This window comes from Nocardia sp. NBC_01499, from assembly GCF_045040275.1.
Lineage (GTDB): Bacteria > Actinomycetota > Actinomycetes > Mycobacteriales > Mycobacteriaceae > Nocardia.
This window is the reverse complement of sequence record NZ_CP109426.1, coordinates 7414018-7430692: the sequence shown is the minus strand read 5'-3', so window position 1 is coordinate 7430692 and position 16675 is coordinate 7414018. Positions and strand designations below refer to the sequence as shown.

14 protein-coding genes are annotated in these 16675 nt (G+C 67.2%); 8 read left to right on the top strand and 6 right to left on the bottom strand.

Annotated elements, in window-relative coordinates; all coding sequences use genetic code 11:
- Window positions 1-2274: a heavy metal translocating P-type ATPase gene (locus tag OG203_RS34070; protein ID WP_405161322.1), complete on the top strand. Its 2274-nt coding sequence runs from the start codon at window positions 1-3 to the stop codon at window positions 2272-2274.
- Between the two features lie 2 nt (window positions 2275-2276).
- Here the strand turns inward: OG203_RS34070 and OG203_RS34065 are convergent, their stop codons facing one another.
- A complete protein-coding gene (locus OG203_RS34065; RefSeq protein ID WP_405161321.1) occupies window positions 2277-4250 on the bottom strand; it encodes a cytochrome c oxidase assembly protein in 1974 nt (657 codons plus the stop codon).
- 361 nt (window positions 4251-4611) lie between these two features.
- On the opposite strand from OG203_RS34065, the gene OG203_RS34060 reads away from it, so the two are divergent.
- The gene (locus tag OG203_RS34060) at window positions 4612-4845 is read left to right on the top strand and encodes a hypothetical protein (RefSeq protein ID WP_405161320.1); all 234 of its coding nucleotides are present in this window, start codon (window positions 4612-4614) and stop codon (window positions 4843-4845) included.
- 6 nt (window positions 4846-4851) lie between these two features.
- Here the strand turns inward: OG203_RS34060 and OG203_RS34055 are convergent, their stop codons facing one another.
- Window positions 4852-6147 (bottom strand): cytochrome P450, encoded by a 1296-nt coding sequence (locus OG203_RS34055; RefSeq protein WP_405161319.1) that lies wholly within the window; start codon window positions 6145-6147, stop codon window positions 4852-4854.
- 293 nt (window positions 6148-6440) lie between these two features.
- On the opposite strand from OG203_RS34055, the gene ctaD reads away from it, so the two are divergent.
- Together ctaD and OG203_RS34045 are read left to right on the top strand one after the other, a co-directional pair.
- Window positions 6441-8186 (top strand): cytochrome c oxidase subunit I, encoded by a 1746-nt coding sequence (gene ctaD / locus OG203_RS34050; RefSeq protein WP_405161318.1) that lies wholly within the window; start codon window positions 6441-6443, stop codon window positions 8184-8186.
- A 60-nt stretch (window positions 8187-8246) separates the two neighbouring features.
- Entirely contained in the window at window positions 8247-8894 is a 648-nt protein-coding gene (locus OG203_RS34045; RefSeq protein ID WP_405161317.1) for a class I SAM-dependent methyltransferase, read from the top strand.
- Window positions 8895-8976: 82 nt separating this feature from the next.
- Here OG203_RS34045 and OG203_RS34040 read toward each other — a convergent pair whose 3' ends face one another.
- A complete protein-coding gene (locus OG203_RS34040; protein ID WP_405161316.1) occupies window positions 8977-9522 on the bottom strand; it encodes a PadR family transcriptional regulator in 546 nt (181 codons plus the stop codon).
- A 46-nt stretch (window positions 9523-9568) separates the two neighbouring features.
- Between OG203_RS34040 and OG203_RS34035 the strand changes: the two genes are divergently transcribed.
- The gene (locus OG203_RS34035; RefSeq protein WP_405161315.1) at window positions 9569-10129 is read left to right on the top strand and encodes a peptide deformylase; all 561 of its coding nucleotides are present in this window, start codon (window positions 9569-9571) and stop codon (window positions 10127-10129) included.
- 77 nt (window positions 10130-10206) lie between these two features.
- On the opposite strand, the gene OG203_RS34030 is transcribed toward OG203_RS34035, so the two are convergent.
- Window positions 10207-11025 (bottom strand): amidohydrolase family protein, encoded by an 819-nt coding sequence (locus tag OG203_RS34030; protein WP_405161314.1) that lies wholly within the window; start codon window positions 11023-11025, stop codon window positions 10207-10209.
- A 399-nt stretch (window positions 11026-11424) separates the two neighbouring features.
- On the opposite strand from OG203_RS34030, the gene OG203_RS34025 reads away from it, so the two are divergent.
- Window positions 11425-12945: a sensor histidine kinase gene (locus OG203_RS34025; RefSeq protein WP_405161313.1), complete on the top strand. Its 1521-nt coding sequence runs from the start codon at window positions 11425-11427 to the stop codon at window positions 12943-12945.
- Window positions 12946-13147: 202 nt separating this feature from the next.
- Here OG203_RS34025 and OG203_RS34020 read toward each other — a convergent pair whose 3' ends face one another.
- Window positions 13148-14473 (bottom strand): cryptochrome/photolyase family protein, encoded by a 1326-nt coding sequence (locus tag OG203_RS34020; RefSeq protein ID WP_405161312.1) that lies wholly within the window; start codon window positions 14471-14473, stop codon window positions 13148-13150.
- Window positions 14474-14594: 121 nt separating this feature from the next.
- A complete protein-coding gene (locus tag OG203_RS34015) occupies window positions 14595-15137 on the bottom strand; it encodes a lipocalin family protein (protein ID WP_405168097.1) in 543 nt (180 codons plus the stop codon).
- Window positions 15138-15300: 163 nt separating this feature from the next.
- On the opposite strand from OG203_RS34015, the gene OG203_RS34010 reads away from it, so the two are divergent.
- Window positions 15301-15663 (top strand): hypothetical protein, encoded by a 363-nt coding sequence (locus OG203_RS34010; protein ID WP_405161311.1) that lies wholly within the window; start codon window positions 15301-15303, stop codon window positions 15661-15663.
- Between the two features lie 90 nt (window positions 15664-15753).
- Window positions 15754-16599 (top strand): MerR family transcriptional regulator, encoded by an 846-nt coding sequence (locus OG203_RS34005; RefSeq protein WP_405161310.1) that lies wholly within the window; start codon window positions 15754-15756, stop codon window positions 16597-16599.
- Window positions 16600-16675: the final 76 nt, after the last annotated feature.

Sequence of the window (16675 nt, the reverse complement as noted above, 5' to 3'; positions counted from 1 at the left end):
ATGACCATCGAGCTCGACCCGATCGTTCGCACCGACTCGACCGCCGAAGCGAACCGCATCTCCCTCGCCGTCACCGGCATGAGCTGCGCGGCGTGCTCCACCCGGGTGGAACGCAAGCTCAACAAGATCGACGGGATCACCGCGTCGGTGAACTACGCGACCGGGATCGCGACGATCGACGCGGTCGGCGACATCAGCGCCGAGCAGTTGTGCGCCGAAGTCGACGCGACCGGCTTCGGCGCCTCGCCGATCACCGACCGCACCGAGCCGATCAGCTCCGCACCCGAGGACGCGGCGGTCAACGACCTGCTGCGCAGGTTGGTCGTCGCGCTGATGGCGTTCTTCCCGCTGGCCGACCTGTCGGTGATGTTCGCCACCATCCCCGCCACCAGGTTCACCGGCTGGCAGCTGATCCTCACCGCGCTCGCGCTGCCCGTCGTGGTCTGGTCGGCGGCGCCGTTCCACCGCAAGGCCTTTGCCAATGCCAAGGCCGGTGCGGCGAGCATGGACACGCTGGTCTCGGTCGGCGTGCTCACCGCGACACTGTGGTCGCTGGACACCATGTTCTTGCACCCCAACCGTTCCGGGCCCGCGCCCGACGGGGTCTGGGCGGCGATCTGGGCCAGCGACGCAATCTACCTCGAGGTGGCCGCAGGCGTCACCGCGTTCGTGTTGGCCGGGCGGTATTTCGAGGCGAAGGCCAAGCGTTCGGCGGGCAGCGCGTTGCGCGCGCTCGCCGCGCTCGGTGCCCGCGAGGTCACCGTGCTGACCAGGGACGACCGCGAAATGCGGGTTCCCATCGGCGAACTCGTCGAGGGGCAGCGCTTCGTGGTGCGGCCCGGCGAGACCATCGCCACCGATGGACTTGTGGTGTCCGGCGAATCGAGCGTCGACGCCAGCGCGATGACCGGCGAGTCCATCCCGGTCGACGTGACGACCGGCATGGCGGTGATCGGCGGCACCACCGCGCTCACCGGGCGGCTGATCGTGGAAGCCGCTGCGGTAGGGGCGGATACGAAGCTGTCGGGCATGATCCGATTGGTCGAACAGGCGCAGACCGGTAAGGCGCGGATGCAGCGGATCGCCGATCGGGTGTCCGCGGTGTTCGTTCCGTTCGTGTTCTTGGTGACGGCCGTGACGTTCGTGATCTGGTTGGCCACCGGCGCCGGTGCGGACCGTGCGGCAGCGGCCGCGCTCGCAGTGCTGGTCGTGGCGTGCCCGTGCGCGCTGGGGCTGGCCATTCCGACCGCGCTGATGGTGGCCTCGGGACGTGGTGCGCAGCTCGGCATTTTCATCAAGGGCCATCAGGCGTTGGAAGCCACCCGCGACGTCGACACCGTGGTGTTGGACAAGACCGGGACCGTCACCAACGGGGCGATGAGTGTTGTCGCGGTGACCGAGCACGAGTCGTTCGACACGACCGAGGTTCTTCGTCTCGCTGGTGCGGTGGAGGCGGCGTCCGAACACGCGGTGGCCGCCGCGATCACCCGGCATGCGCGCGACGTTGTCGAGGAACTGCCCTCGGTCGAATCCTTCGAAGCGCTACCGGGATTGGGTGCGCGCGGCATAGTGGACGGCCGTCGGGTCCTGGTCGGCCGGGCGCGACTGTTCGACGATCAGGGCATCGATATCCCGCAGGACATGAATCGTGCTGTGCGACAGCAGGAACGGTCCGGCCGCACCGTCGTGCTCATCGCCGTGGATGGTGCGGTCGTCGCGGTGATCGCGGTGGCCGACACCGTCAAGGAGACCGCGTCCGCCGCGATCGCCCGGCTGCACCGGCTCGGCCTTCGGGTCATGATGTTCACCGGCGACAACGCCTACGCCGCGCAGTCGGTGGCCGACGAGATCGGCATCGATGAGGTTGTCGCCGAACTACTTCCGGAGGGCAAGGTCGAGCTGATCGCCCGCATGCAGGAGCAGGGGCGTCGCGTCGTGATGGTCGGCGACGGCATCAACGACGGCGCCGCGCTGGCCACCGCCGACCTCGGCATGGCCATCGGCGCAGGCACCGATGTCGCGATCGCAGCCGCCGACGTCATCCTGGTGCGCGAGGATCTCGGCGCGGTCGCCGACGCCATCGAGCTGGCGCATGCCACGCTGCGCACCATCAAGGGAAACCTGGTGTGGGCGTTCGGCTACAACGTGATCGCCATTCCGGTGGCCGCACTCGGCTTCCTGAATCCACTGATCGCCGGTGCGGCCATGGCGTTCTCGTCGTTCTTCGTCGTCTCGAACAGCCTGCGGCTGCGGCGAGTTCGCTTCAACCGCTGAGGTCAGCGCCGCGTCTGCGCCAGCTGCTCCAGCATGGCGTTGTACGCGGCGAGGTCGGAGTCGCCGTAGTCGTCGTCCTTGCGGTCGGTGCGCACCGCGGTGCGCCGGTCCTGCGCCACCCACTGGGTGAGTAGCGCACCGACCACGAGCAGGATCGGGATTTCGCCGGAGACCCAGGCGATTCCGCCGCCGACGCGCTGATCGGCGAGCAGGTCGATATTCCACGGCAGCTGCAGGTTGGTGTAGAAACGCGAACCGATGACGGTATTCATCGACATCACCGCGACACCGAAGAAGGCGTGAAAAGGCATGACCGCGAACAGAACTCCCAGCCTGCCCAGATGCGGCAGCCGCCGAGGGCCAGGATCGATGCCGATGATGCCCCAGTAGTACAGGTAGCCGACGATCAGGAAGTGCACGTTCATCAGCACGTGCCCCCAGTGGTATCGGATCAGGTTCTCGAACAGCGGCGTGAAATACAGTCCGTAGAGCGAGACCACGAACAACGACAGCGCCGTCGCGGGGTGCGCGATCACCGCGGTCGGTCGCGAATGCAGCAGCGCGAGAACCCATTCGCGCACACCGTGCACCTGCCCGCGCTTGGCCGCCGGAACGGCGCGCAGCAGCAGGGTGACCGGTGCGCCGAGGACCAGCAGCACCGGCACGAACATGTTCAAGGCCATGTGCGTGATCATGTGCATGCTGAACATCGCGAACCCGTAGGTGCCGATGCCCGACGACGTCGCGATCAGCAGCGCGAGGCAGCCGCCGATCCACGAGAGGGTGCGCCAGCGCGACCACTCGTCCCCGCGCCGCCACAGCCGCAGCACGCCGAGCGCGTACAGCACGATCGCGGCGATCGCGGCGGTGCCGAGCACAATGTCGAAGCGCCACACCGTGATCAGCCGCAGCAGGTTCGGCCGATCGAACAGGTCGAACCCGAGGAACACCTCCTGCGCGGTGAACGATCGGTCGGCGAAGGCAGGGGCAGGCTGTACCGCCATGGCCACGGTCGCGGCGAGCGCCACCGCGGCAAGCGCTCCGCTGCAGGCGATCAGGAAGGCGGTGCGGGCGCCGGGGTCACGCTGCTTCAGTACCGCGCGCATCGTCAGCCCGAGATCGGCGCCGACGGCGACAACCACCAGCGCAAGCCGCCCGTACCCGGTGGTGAACACCTCCGACCACGGCAGCAGGATCACCAAGAGCACGAGCCCGCTGAGGGTGGCCGCGGCCAGGCACAGCAGGGCGATCGTCGCGCCGCGACGGGCCGCGGTGCGCGCGTGTGACCCGTTGCGGCGCAGGTGTTCCGCGACGCACCACAGCAGCCCGGGCAGCACCGACACCGCGAGCTGGAAGATGATCATCGCGCCGGTGCCGTAGTCGTGATTCGGCCCCTCCCCCGCATTGCCGACCATCGCGGGCGGCAGCACGCCGATGGCGGCAACCATTAACAACACCGCTGCCCCGTTCCAGGACAACAGCATTCGGGCGCCAAGCGTCACCACGGCGGCAAGCACGGCGACCACGATCCACGCCTTCGGCTTCTCGCTGGCGTCGATCAGCGCACCGAGCGCGCCGATCCGGAAGAGCCCGGAGACGGTAAGCCCACCCACATTCGCCGCGGTCACCGGGATCAGCGCCAGCGCCGACACCAGCCACACCAGGCCGGCGCGCTCGGCGAGCCGAAGACCGGAGTAGCCGTCGACGTCGAGGCGGCCTCGGCCGGTGACCGCGGTACAGCACACCGCGTAGACGAGCGCGCCGAGCGCGGTCGCGCCCGCAAGCGCGGCGGCGACACGCAGCAGCACGTAGCCGAGGACGTCGGCGAACCCCGGATAGGCGGTACCGGCGGCCCGGTAGGGCGCGTCGCCCGCTTCGACCACCGAGCCGACGACAAGGGCAAGCAGAACCGCCGCCGCGACCAGCCAGACAAGATGGACTGTCGAGCGTTTCACCTGCACGTTGACGGCCACCATCCTCGAGAACGAAAGTTTGCACCTGAACCAGGTCTCGCTGATCGGTCGGATCCGGTGCCGGGAAAGTTCCGGCACCGCGACGACTGCGACGCAGGTCACATTTTGCGGTGGTCGGGCTCGAAGTCAGACGGGGTCGGCGCTGATCCCGCCGGTTATCGTTCGGCCGGGCTGATCGGTCCACGCTGGCGTGATGTGAAGTTGCCGTTTACGTTCGTATTGTCCATAGCTACACACGAAACGTTCCGGGTCGGCGCAGCGACGAAGTGGGTGCGGTGTGCGTCGCAGCATCAGGCAGTACTCGCAGGCTGCACATCGCACAGACGCGCGGACCAGCGCGCCCACAATGGTCCCAGGGGGCCAGATGACCGATTGTGAGTACTTCGCCGTGGATCTCGACCAGCTCGTCCGACCTTTCGACACCACACCGACCGACTACGACGCGACCGTGGCCAGCTCGATCGACAGCCCTCGGCTGCGCAGGCTGGTGCATACCGCGGTCGGCCTCTCGCACGATTCCATCGATCTGCTGTCCACCATGAGCGATCGGCTGCGTGCCGTGGAGGGCATGCTCATTCGCGACCCGCTCGATTTCTGACCGGGATCAGGCGGTCCGACTAGCCGCAGGCAGTCCCGGCGCGGCCGGTATCCGTTGATAGCCACGGAGATTGACGAGCCTGCGGCGCTCGGGGGTGTCGGTGAGCCGCAGCTGGGGGAAGCGCTCATACAGCGCGGACAGCGCGACCACACCCTCCATCCTGGCCAGGCTGGCGCCGAGGCAGACGTGCACGCCGTTGCTGAACGACAGGTGCTCGCGCGCGTTGGTCCTGCTGACGTCGAAGGCGCCGGGGTCGGCGAAGACGGCGGGGTCGTGGTTGGCCGCACCGAGCAGCAGCGCCACCGTCTCGCCGCGCGCGATCGTCTGGTCGGCTATCTCCGTGTCGCACAACGCGGTTCGGAAGGTCATCTGCACGGGGCTGTCGAATCGCAGGATCTCCTCGATGGCGTTGGGCCATCGGTCCGGTTCGGCCCGCAGCAGGTCGAGTTGGTCCGGGTGCTCGTGCAGCGCCACCATGCCGTTGCCGAGCAGGTTGACGGTGGTCTCGAAACCGGCACCGGCCACCAGCGCCGCGGTCGCCTTCAGCTCGGGCATGGTCAGACTGCCGTTGACGGCCAGTTCGCTCAGGATGTTGTCGCCGGGATCGACGCGCAGCCGCGCGATATGTCCTTCGATGAACTCCTCGCTCGCCCGTAGCGCGGCGACGGCGCCGCGGAAGGTGCGCCAGGGGATTCCGACGTCGAGCAGCGGCGCGCCCGCGTGCCCGAGCTCGAGCATGAAGTCCTGCTTTTCCCTTGGCACACCAAGGATTTCGCAGATGATCGCCACCGGAAGCCGGAGGGCGAAATGCTCGATCAGGTCGGCGTTCGGTCGGGCGGCCAGGTCGGCGAGCAGTTCCCCGGTCACCTCGCCGATGCGATCGCGCAGGCGGCCGACCGCGCGCGGGGTGAATTCCTGTGCGACGAGTTTGCGGTATCGCGTGTGCTCCGGCGGATCGACCACCAGCATCGACGGGGGTTCGACCGGGCTGGCCAGTTTCAGGTCGGTGGCCCGCACCAGCCGCCGCATCGGGCCAGGCATGTTGATTCCGTCCGGCGGTGTCACGCCGAAGTTTTTGTCGCGCAGAATCTTTCGGCAGACCTCATGGTCTGCGGAGACCAGGGTGAACGGGGTACGGACCAGTCGGCCCTGCTCGCGAATGCGCGCACCCGGCGGGTAGGGGCTGCGGCCGGTGCGCGAGCTCGTCAGGATCTCGGACAACGGATCGCCATGGCGGGCCCGCGTTCTCAGATACCTGCCCGGTCCGCCGTGCAGCGCTACCCAACGAATCCAACTCTTCATTTCGGCCCCCGCCTGTCGGGTGAAGTGCCCTCACCGTACGCATCCGAGTATCGGCGCGCATCGGTCCACGGTCTCATATACCCCTGATACCCAGGGCGTATGAGTTCGGACCGACTTCGATGAGCTTACCCAGTCACAGAAGCCCAGTTGGCGGACCCTATTCGAGCTGATATGGCTAACCTTTGGCAAAGTCGATCAAGGGCTGGCGTGAGACAGTGATCACATGGTTTGGTTGATGTAGGCCGGTCGCGCCGGCCCCCCGTTGGACGGCGGTTCGGAAGGTGGCGGCGGCCGTGAGTGTGACGCAGACCGAACAACTTCAGGCGGTTCGACCGTATCCACGACGGTTGGGGCCGAAGGGTTCCTACCTCTGGAAGATGATCACGACCACCGATCCCAAGGTGCTCGGGGTCATGTACCTGGTCACGGCGATGTCGTTCTTCTTCATCGGCGGGCTGATGGCCCTGCTGATGCGCGGCGAACTAGCGCGGCCTGGGTTGCAGTTCCTGTCGACCGAACAGTTCAATCAGCTGTTCACCATGCACGGCACGATCATGCTGCTGTTCTACGCGACCCCGATCGTGTTCGGCTTCGCTAATGCGGTGCTGCCCTTGCAGATCGGGGCGCCGGACGTCGCGTTCCCGCGCCTGAACGCGTTCAGCTATTGGCTGTACCTGTTCGGCGCCACCATCGCGACCGCTGGCTTCGTCACCCCCGGCGGTGCCGCCGACTTCGGCTGGACCGGTTACACGCCGCTGAGCACCTTCGAGCACTCCCCGGGCACGGGCGCCGATATGTGGATCATGGGGCTGATCCTGTCCGGCCTCGGCACCATCCTCGGCGGTGTCAACATGATCACCACGATCATCTGCTTGCGCGCGCCAGGCATGATCATGTTCCGGATGCCGATCTTCACCTGGAACATCCTGGTCACCAGTATCCTTGTGCTGCTTGCCTTCCCGATCCTCACCGCGGCGTTGTTCGCGTTGGCGATAGACCGGCATCTCGGCGCGCACATCTACGACACGGCCAACGGCGGCGTGCTGCTATGGCAACACCTGTTCTGGTTCTTCGGGCATCCCGAGGTGTACATCGTCGCGCTGCCGTTCTTCGGCATCGTCACCGAGATCTTCCCGGTGTTCAGCCGCAAGCCGCTGTTCGGCTACAACACGCTGGTGTACGCGACGATCTCGATCGGTGCGCTGTCGGTGGCGGTGTGGGCGCATCACATGTATGCGACGGGATCGGTTCTGCTGCCGTTCTTTTCGCTGATGACGTTCCTGATCGCGGTGCCGACCGGGGTGAAGTTCTTCAACTGGATCTTCACCATGTGGCGCGGGCAGCTGACCTTCGAGACGCCGATGCTGTTCTCCCTCGGCTTCCTGACCACCTTCCTGTTCGGTGGGCTGTCCGGTGTCATCCTGGCCAGCCCGCCGCTGGACTTCCACGTCACCGACTCGTATTTCGTTGTGGCGCACTTCCATTACGTGTTGTTCGGGACCATCGTGTTCGCGACATTCGCGGGTATCTACTTCTGGTTCCCGAAGATGACCGGGCGGATGATGGACGAGCGGCTCGGTAAGTGGCACTTCTGGACCACGTTCATCGGCTTCCACACCACGTTCCTGGTGCAGCACTGGTTGGGGGCCGAAGGGATGCCGCGGCGGTACGCGGACTACCTGCCAAGCGACGGTTTCACGACGTTGAACACCATCTCGACCATCGGTGCGTTCATCCTCGGGGCCTCGATGTTGCCATTCATCTGGAACGTCTTCAAGAGTTTCCGATACGGGGAAGTGGTCACCGTGGATGACCCGTGGGGCTACGGCAACTCGCTCGAATGGGCGACGACGTGCCCGCCGCCGCGGCACAACTTCTACGAGCTGCCGCGGATCCGGTCCGAGCGTCCGGCGTTCGAGCTGCACTATCCGCACATGGTCGAGCGGATGCGGGCCGAAGCGCACGTCGGCTGGGGATCCGGGCATCGGACCGCCCTGCTCGTCGAGGATCATGCGGTCGACCAGGAGACGCCCGAATAGCTGTTGCTGAACTAGCAAAGAAGTTTGCCGGTTCAGCCTGGTCCGTGGATTGTGGTGTCCATGACCGAGACACACACCCACGACGGCGCCAGCGATACGGTGGCGTACTGGGAGAACTTCTACCAGGAGCGGGAACGCATCTGGTCCGGCTCACCCAACTTCCTGCTCGTCCGCGAATTCGATGCGGCCCCAGCCGGTTCCGCCCTCGACCTCGGCTGCGCCGAGGGCGCCGACGCGATCTGGCTTGCCCAACACGGCTGGCGGGTCACCGCGGTAGACGTCTCGGAGACCGCACTCGGCCGCGCCCGCGCCCGCGCCGCCGAACAGGGCATCACCGACATCGACTGGCAGCGCCACGATCTCGCGAACTCCTTCCCCGACGGTCGGTTCGACCTGGTCACCGCCCAGTACCTACACTCCCCCGTCGCCCAGGCCGACGAACGCGAAACGATCCTCCGCCGCGCCGCGGCCGCCGTAGCCCCCGGCGGCCAACTCCTCATCGTCGGCCACGCCGAATGGCCGAGCTGGGTCCAAGAACCACCCCGCGACATCCACTTCCCCACCACCGCCGAGGTCAACTCCGCCCTGCACCTCGCCCCCACCGAATGGACCGTCGAAGTCGACGACCTCATCGAACGCGAACAAGCAAGCCCCGAAGGACAACCCGGCACCCGCAAGGACAACATCCTCCGCATCCGCCGCCACTGAGCGGACGGTGCCCGTTCTGGACGAATGATCACGGGGAACTGGCGGCGGCATATCGCGAGAGGCCACCGCCATCAGTTCCCCCTCAGCGCGGTGACTCGAGCTTATCGATGTTGACGAGAACCTTTTCGTGCCAGTCGATTTCGGATTGGATGCGCATTCTGGCGTGGTCGACGACGAGGTCGTCGATCGTGTTCTGGTCCGGCCAGCGGCGGTCGAGTTGGTGTTCGATGCGGGAGCTTCGGGCGCGGAGCGCGGCGATGCGGTCCTCGAGGTAGCCGCGCAGGAGCTCACGGTCGAGGTCGGCACTGACGGCGAGCGCGAGATCGACTACGTCGGGCCGGATTTCGACGTCGGTGAAGGCCTCTTCGCGCAGCACGCGCAGTTCGCGGCGCCCTTCATCGGTGATCTCGTAGACGGTTCTGGCCGGTAGTCCGCCCTGCTGCTCGGTCCGCAGTGGCCGGATCAGGTTCTCGTCCTCCATCCGATGCAGGGCACCGTACAGCGAACCGGGTTTGACCCGAGACCACAGTTCGGCACGATCCAGCCGCGCGTCGCGGCGCAACTGATGACCGTGCATCGGGCCCCGCTTGGCGAGGGCGGCAAGCACGAACAACCGTGTCTCGTTCACACCTCTAGTCTGTCACGACTACTCGTATTTGAGTACTCTGTTTTGCATGACTGTTCGACCAATAGTGATCGCGGGCGACCCTCGGTTGACCTCCCCGGCAACCCCGGTCACCACCTTCGATAACGAACTCGTAGCATTCGTCGACGACCTCTTCGACACCAATACCGCCGCCAACGGGGCGGGCTTGGCCGCGAATCAAATCGGCGATGCCCGAGCGGTTTTCGTCTATGACCTGGTGGACGGCTCGGTTCGCCATCGCGGCTATGTCGTCAACCCGATCCTGGAGACCTCCGAGATTCCGGAAACCATGCCCGATCCCGACGACGACCTCGAGGGCTGCCTGTCGGTGCCTGGCGAGTGGTATCCCACGGGGCGCGCGCAATGGTCGCGGGTCACCGGTGTGGATGTGAGCGGGCGTCCGGTCGTAGTCGAAGCCACCGGATATCTGGCACGCTGCCTGCAGCACGAGGCCGACCATCTCGCGGGGCGTCTCTATCTCGAGCGGTTGATCGGGCGGAATCAGCGGGCGGCGCGCCGAATGATCAAGGCTCGGGAATGGATTCGGCCCGGACGGACATGGTTGCCGGATCGATCGGCGTCCTCCTGACGAAGCCGGTCAGGTCCTGCGGACCTTGCTGATCGGTGCGGATGCTGGGTTACGTGGCTGCACGTCGGGCACAGAACTCATACCTCGTCCAGGCGGAAGACCCGTTGGGCATTCCCTGCGAGGAACAGGTCGCGAACTTCCTTGTCCAGCTCCAGATCATCGAGTCCGGCCAGGGCGTGGTCGGGCATGATCATCGGAAAGTTGGTGCCGAACAACACTTTTCCACGGCCGTGGCCTCTCAGGTAGGTCACCAACTCGGGCGGGTAGCGGCGCACGGTGTAAGCCGAGGTGTCGATGTAGACGTTGGGGTATTTGGTGGCGACCGCGATCATTTCGGTGGTCCACGGGTAGCCGATGTGGCCGCCGACGATGGTCAGTTCCGGGAAGTCGAGGGCGACATCGTCGAGGTAAGGGATCGGGCGGCCGGTCTCCGAGGTGCGCAGTGGGCCGGTGTGGCCGACCTGGGTGCAGAACGGGATACCGAGTTCGACGCATTCGGCGTAGAGCGGGTAATAGCGGCGGTCGTTCGGGGGCAGGCCCCACAACCACGGCACTATGCGCAGCGCCTTCATCTCCAATTCGGTTACCGCGCGGCGTAATTCGTGGACCGCGGCGACCGGCTTGCGCAGATCCACCGAGGCGACGCCGACCAGCCTGCCGTCGGATTCCGCGACGAACGAGGCGACCTCGTCATTGGAGATCAGCACGCCCTCCGGCCCGTACCAGGCACTGATCAACGCGAGGTCGACACCGCCCGCGTCCATGGCCGCCACGGTGGCCGCGACCGGCGGCTGCTCGGTCGGCAGCGGCGCACCCCACCGCCGCAGCGAATCGAACATGTCGTGCTCCACCATCCGCGGCGTCGGATGCTGTGCCCACGCATCGATGATCGCCATCGCCACTCCCCACGCAGATCGGATCGGTCAACGCCGCCAACGGTAGCCAAGGCCTCGGCGCGGCCCGATGAGATTCAGCGAATTCACGCGCGCGATCGAACTCGCCGCTCACCGGGCGATCCGAACATCGTGGGGGTGATGAGCCCGCCGAATGGGTACTAGGTCTTTACGCCGTATCACCGCTGATCGGCACAAGCCAACCGGCCCGGGTGTCCGCAGCGCAACGGCGCGGTGCGGACACCCCTGGTCCGTTGCTCACAGGAGATACCCAGCTCGCTCGCAGCTCCGACAGCGGTAGCGGCGCGATCATGTGCTCATGATCGGGACACATCTCGCGCGGATCGGTGCCGGCGCGCTCGGGGTTGGTCACCTGCCGCGCGAACCACAGTCGAGCCGGGCATGAACGCGCGCGCACGACTGTCGCGCCGAGTGGCGTCCGTCCCGTTACGGATCGGGCTGGTGATCGCGCTGCTGTTGCTCACGGCGACGGCGCTCATCGCCTCGGGCGCGGCGGTGACCTCGGCGTTGAGCCAGTCGCTGACCCAGCGCACCGACGAGCAGCTCTTCGACGCGGCACGGGGCTGGGCCCAGCCGCGGCAGATGAAGCAGGTCCGCACGAACGACGGTGCCGTGCAATGGGTTCCCGCCGACGCCCCCGGTCTGCCGCCGACGCCCCGATCGGCGGCCGAACAACCGCGCCGGTTCTTCGAGCTGCACAAGAGCGCGGGCGGTCAGGTGCTCTTCGAGGTGCCCGGTGGCGGAAACGCCTCAGGTATACCGGATCTCGACGGCCAAACCGGTAGCTCCCCGGCAACGGTCAGATCCGCCGACGACTCGTCGGTGCACTGGCGCGTACTGACCACCTCGAACCAGTACGGCTCGACCACCATCGGATTGCCGCTCACCGACAATCAAGAGACGGTCTCCCGGTTGATCTTCTTCGAGATCGCCACCGGCACAATGGCATTGGTCGCACTCGGCATTGTCGGCTATCTGGTGATCCAGCGCAGCCTGCGTCCGCTGCGCGAGGTGGAGGACACCGCGGCCGCCATCGCGGGCGGCGACCTGCACCGGCGGGTCCCGGTACGCGGCGTTGACACCGAGGTCGATCATCTGGCCCGCTCGTTGAACGAGATGCTCGCCCAGATCCAGTACGGCGTAGCGGCGACCGAGGCTTCGGAGGAGGCGGCCCGGCGCTCGGAGGCCAAGATGCGCCGGTTCGTCGCCGACGCCAGCCACGAGCTGCGGACTCCGCTGACCACCATCCGCGGTTTCGCCGAGTTGTATCGGCAGGGCGCGAGCACCGACGCCACCATGGTGGTCGGCCGCATCGAGTCCGAGGCCGAGCGCATGGGGCTGCTCGTCGAGGATCTACTGCTGCTGGCGCGGCTGGACGAAAAGCGCCCCCTAGAACGCAAACCGGTGGATCTGCTTGCGTTGGCCGGCGATGCCGTGCACAACGCCCAAGCCGTGGCCGCGCGCCAAAAGCCAACGCCCACTTCGCCCGAGCGACGCATCGGCGTGGTTGTCGACGACGGGGAGGGCACGATGGACGTGATCGGCGACGAACCGCGGCTGCGACAGGTACTCGCCAACCTGCTCGGCAACGCCCTCGCGCATACCCCGCCCGAGGCCGCTGTCATGGTGCGGCTCACCCCATTTCGCGACGAGGTGCGCCTCGACGTGATCGATTCCGGGCCCGGCTTGTCGGCCGACGCCGCCGCCCGCGTCTTCGAGCGCTTCTACCGCACCGACACCTCGCGGACCCGGGCCAGCGGCGGCTCCGGACTCGGCCTCTCGATCGTGCACGCGCTGGTGGCGGCGCACGGCGGGCGCGTCACGGTGCAGAGTGAACCGGGCGAAGGCGCCGTCTTCACGGTCTCGCTGCCGCGCGGGCAAGCTGTCGACGCGACAGCGTGATCCGTATTCAGCCGCCGAGGACGAGCAGCGACAGCGCCTTTTGCAATGTGTCCAGTACGCGACCGATGGTGATCATGATATCGACGGTGCCCATCATCACAGGCCCCTTTCCTCGAGGAAGGCAAAGCCTTGATGTATCGATTCAAGACCTGGCGCCCTGGATTAGGAAGGGCATAACGCCATCTTGGCCAATATCGGTGCGCTACATGCCGACGCATTCGATGATCGGCGCCGGATAAGCGGCGGGATCGACGTTTTCGCGCCACGGCGTGTGCACCGCGGCACCGGCGATATGCGCCAGTTCGGGCAGCCAGCGGCGCACGTAGGCGCCGTCCGGGTCGTAGCGCTTGGCTTGGCGCAGCGGGTTGAGCACCCGATTGGGCCTGGTATCGGTGCCGGTGCCGGCCACCCACTGCCAGTTGAGTTGGTTGTTCGCCAGGTCCGCGTCGACGAGCCAGCGCAGGAAATGTTCGGCGCCGACGCGCCAGTCGACGCGCAGTGATTTGGCGAGGAAGCTGGCGGCAATCAGCCTGGCGCGCCCCGGCATCCAGCCTTCGGCACGTAATTGCCGCATGGCCGCGTCGATGACCGGATATCCGGTGCGGCCGTCCCGCCAGGCCGCGACGGCTTGCGGATCATCGCGCCAGGCGATCGATCGCGGCCGATAGTCCGACCACGCGGCATCCGGTCTGGCGGCGAGCAATTGGTGATGGAAGTCGCGCCAGGCCAGTTGTCTGGCGAAGGCATGGCCGCCCGGCGTCGACATGTCGACCCGGTGCACCAGCTCGACCGGGGAGACGCAACCGAAGTGCAGATACGGCGACAGGTGCGAGGTGGCGTCGGCGGCCAGGTCGTCGTTGTTGTCCTCGTAGCCGTCGATCGGCCCGGACAGCCAGTCCCGCAGCACCTTTCGCCCCGTCGTCTCGCCACCGACGGCAAGCTGTGGTGAGGTCGGGCCCGCGCAGAGTTGGTCGGCTTCCGGCAATGGATCGCTCGTCACCGATGGCATGGTGAGCTCGCGCGGCTTCCCCAACGGCTTGCGCTGATGCGCCTCGGCCCACCGCCGGAAGTACGGGGTGAAGACGGCGAAATGGTCCCGCCCGGTGGACGGGACGAGCTCGGCGGGGTCGGCGGCGGTGATCGAGGCGACGTGGCTGTACAGCAGACAACCGTGCTGCTCGAGCCGTTCCCGCAGCGCCACTTCGCGCCTGCGGCTGTAACCGCTCACGTCGGCGGCGATGTGCACGCTGTCGGCCCGCACCTGCGCCGCCACCCTGGCCACTTCCTCGACGACATCACCGCGGCGCACCACCAGCCGACCACCGATCCCCCGCAACTCCGCGTCCAACTCGCTCAGCGCGGCGGCCAGGAAGCGCGCCCGATTCGGCGAGGCGAAACGCCCCGCCGCGATGGCGTCGTCGACGACGAAAAGCGGTACCACCGCGGCACCTTCGCGATGGGCGGCGGTGAGCACCGGGTTGTCGCGCACCCGCAGGTCGCGGGTGAACAGGGCGACGGTGACGGTCATCTGCTCCTCTTCGAAGGGTGAAGTGAAACTCCTCCGGCGCCCACGAGGGTGGCGCCACGGTGTCGCGGGCGGCTCAGCCCGATACCGTCGACGCGACCCTCGCGGGCGCCGGAGGGCGAGCTCAGATCGTGCAGAGCGGGACGATGTCCGCTAGGCCACCGGTGCTCGGTGAGGTCAGGTACAGGCACGGATCTTGGCCTGCGGCAACGATTTCCGCGCGCACCCGCTGCCACTCGGCCGCGTCAAGCATCGGTGCGCGGGCGAGGACGAAGCCGGAGACGCGGCCCGGATCGGTGACGACCGCCCAGGAGTAGTCCGGGCCGAGTGCGGTCACGATGTAGTTGGTCGGCCCGTCGATCCGCTCCTGAGTGGGCACTCCTGGGAAGCTGACGTGCAACTGTGCGCCCGTCGTCCGGTCGTTGACCGTTGCGGTGCCTGCGATTTCGTTGTTCATGTTCGACCAGGTGGTGCAGGTATTGCGCACCGAGACGTTGCCCTGCGGGTCGAGCGCGTAGTTCGCCTGTGTGTCGCGAGCGCAGACGAGGTTGAAGTATTGCGGCACCGCCGCGAGCTGATTCCAGGTGCCGAGATACCGGTTCAGGTCGAGTGACGGCACAGGTGCCGGTGCGGCGACGGACATTGGGGCTGCCTGCGCACTACCCATGGCCAGTATCGAGACGGCCAGTCCGGCCATGGCTACCAGCAGGCGAACGGGATACCGCAGCATTCGAGATGTCACGCGAACTCCTCGGAAATCGACGACTTCCACCATACTAACCGATAACGATGCACAATCGATTCAAGTTGACGATTTCAAGAAGGACCCGGTGAACTTTCCCTGGCTGCCAAGGCTCGCAGGCGCGCTCACCGCGGGATATGGCGTCGCGGTCGCGGCGCGGCCCTCGGTCATGCTCGGACCGTGCGGCTGGTCGGATGACGATCCCGCCCTGCGTGCCGTGGCCAGGATGACCGCGCTGCGCGATGTCGCCTCCGGGCTCGCCATGCTGGCCGCGCCGACGCGCAACGCACTTCGGTTGGCCATCGCCGCCAGGGTCATGGCCGATATGTCCGATGCCACGATCCTCGGGATCGCGTTGCGCGGCCGACCGCAGCGCGGCAAGGCGATCGCGGTCGCGGCTGGTTGGGGCCTGCTGTGCGGCGCCACCGCGGCCAGCACCGTGCGGAGCTGATCGCCATGCCACGGGCGCCGGGCACCCCGCGCGACGCGCAACCGTCCTGGCATGGCGAATCGGGCGAACCGGAACAGGCAGAATAGGGCGATGTCCGCCGGTTCCGCTCCTACTTCCGACGCGGCCGGATACACCGTCCGCGCGGTTGCCGAGCGTCTCGGCATCCCGACGGCGACCCTGCGGAGCTGGAACCGCCGCTACAACATCGGGCCGCCACAGCATCGCCCAGGCAAGCACCGCCTCTACACCGAGGCCGACATCGCACTGCTCGCGCGGATGCTGACGCTGATTCAGGAGGGCGCGAGCCCGGCGGGCGCGGCGGCGGCGGTGCGCGGACCGGCGCCCCGGCTCGGCGACCGATTCCCGTTACTCGCCGCGGCTTTCACGCTCGAGACTCGCGCGGTGTCGAATTACCTGGAGGCGCATTTCCGCGCCTACGGCGTGGTGCAGACGTGGGATCGGTTGTGCCGCCCCGCATTCGCCGACATCGTCGCGCGTCAGGGTGCGGGCGAGCGCTGCATCGATGTGGAGCACCTGCTGTCGTGGTGCATCACCTCGGTGCTGCATCGCACCAATCCGCCACCCGACGCGCCAGCGCCGCAGCCGGTGGTGCTGGCATGCACCAGCGGCGAGACGCATGCGCTTCCGCTCGAAGTACTGCGCGCGGCGCTCGCCGAGCGGGAGGTCAGCGCGCACATGCTCGGCGCGGATGTGCCGACGGGCGCGTTGACCGACAGTCTCGCGCGGCACGATCGGTCCGCCTCGGTGGTGCTGTGGTCGCAGCAGGAATCGACCGCGCTGAGCTCGGCGGTGCGCGCGTGCCTCGACGCGGGGTCGCGGGTGTTCGTCGGCGGGCCAGGCTGGGATTCGGTGATCCTGCCCGAGGCGGCGGGGCATGTCGCCAGCCTGACCGAGGCCATCGATCACCTGAGCTGACCGAGCTGCCAGACCATATCCGCGGACGGGTCTAGGCCGATCATGGCTTGCGGCGGTCCCCGGGGCAGGCCCGCGC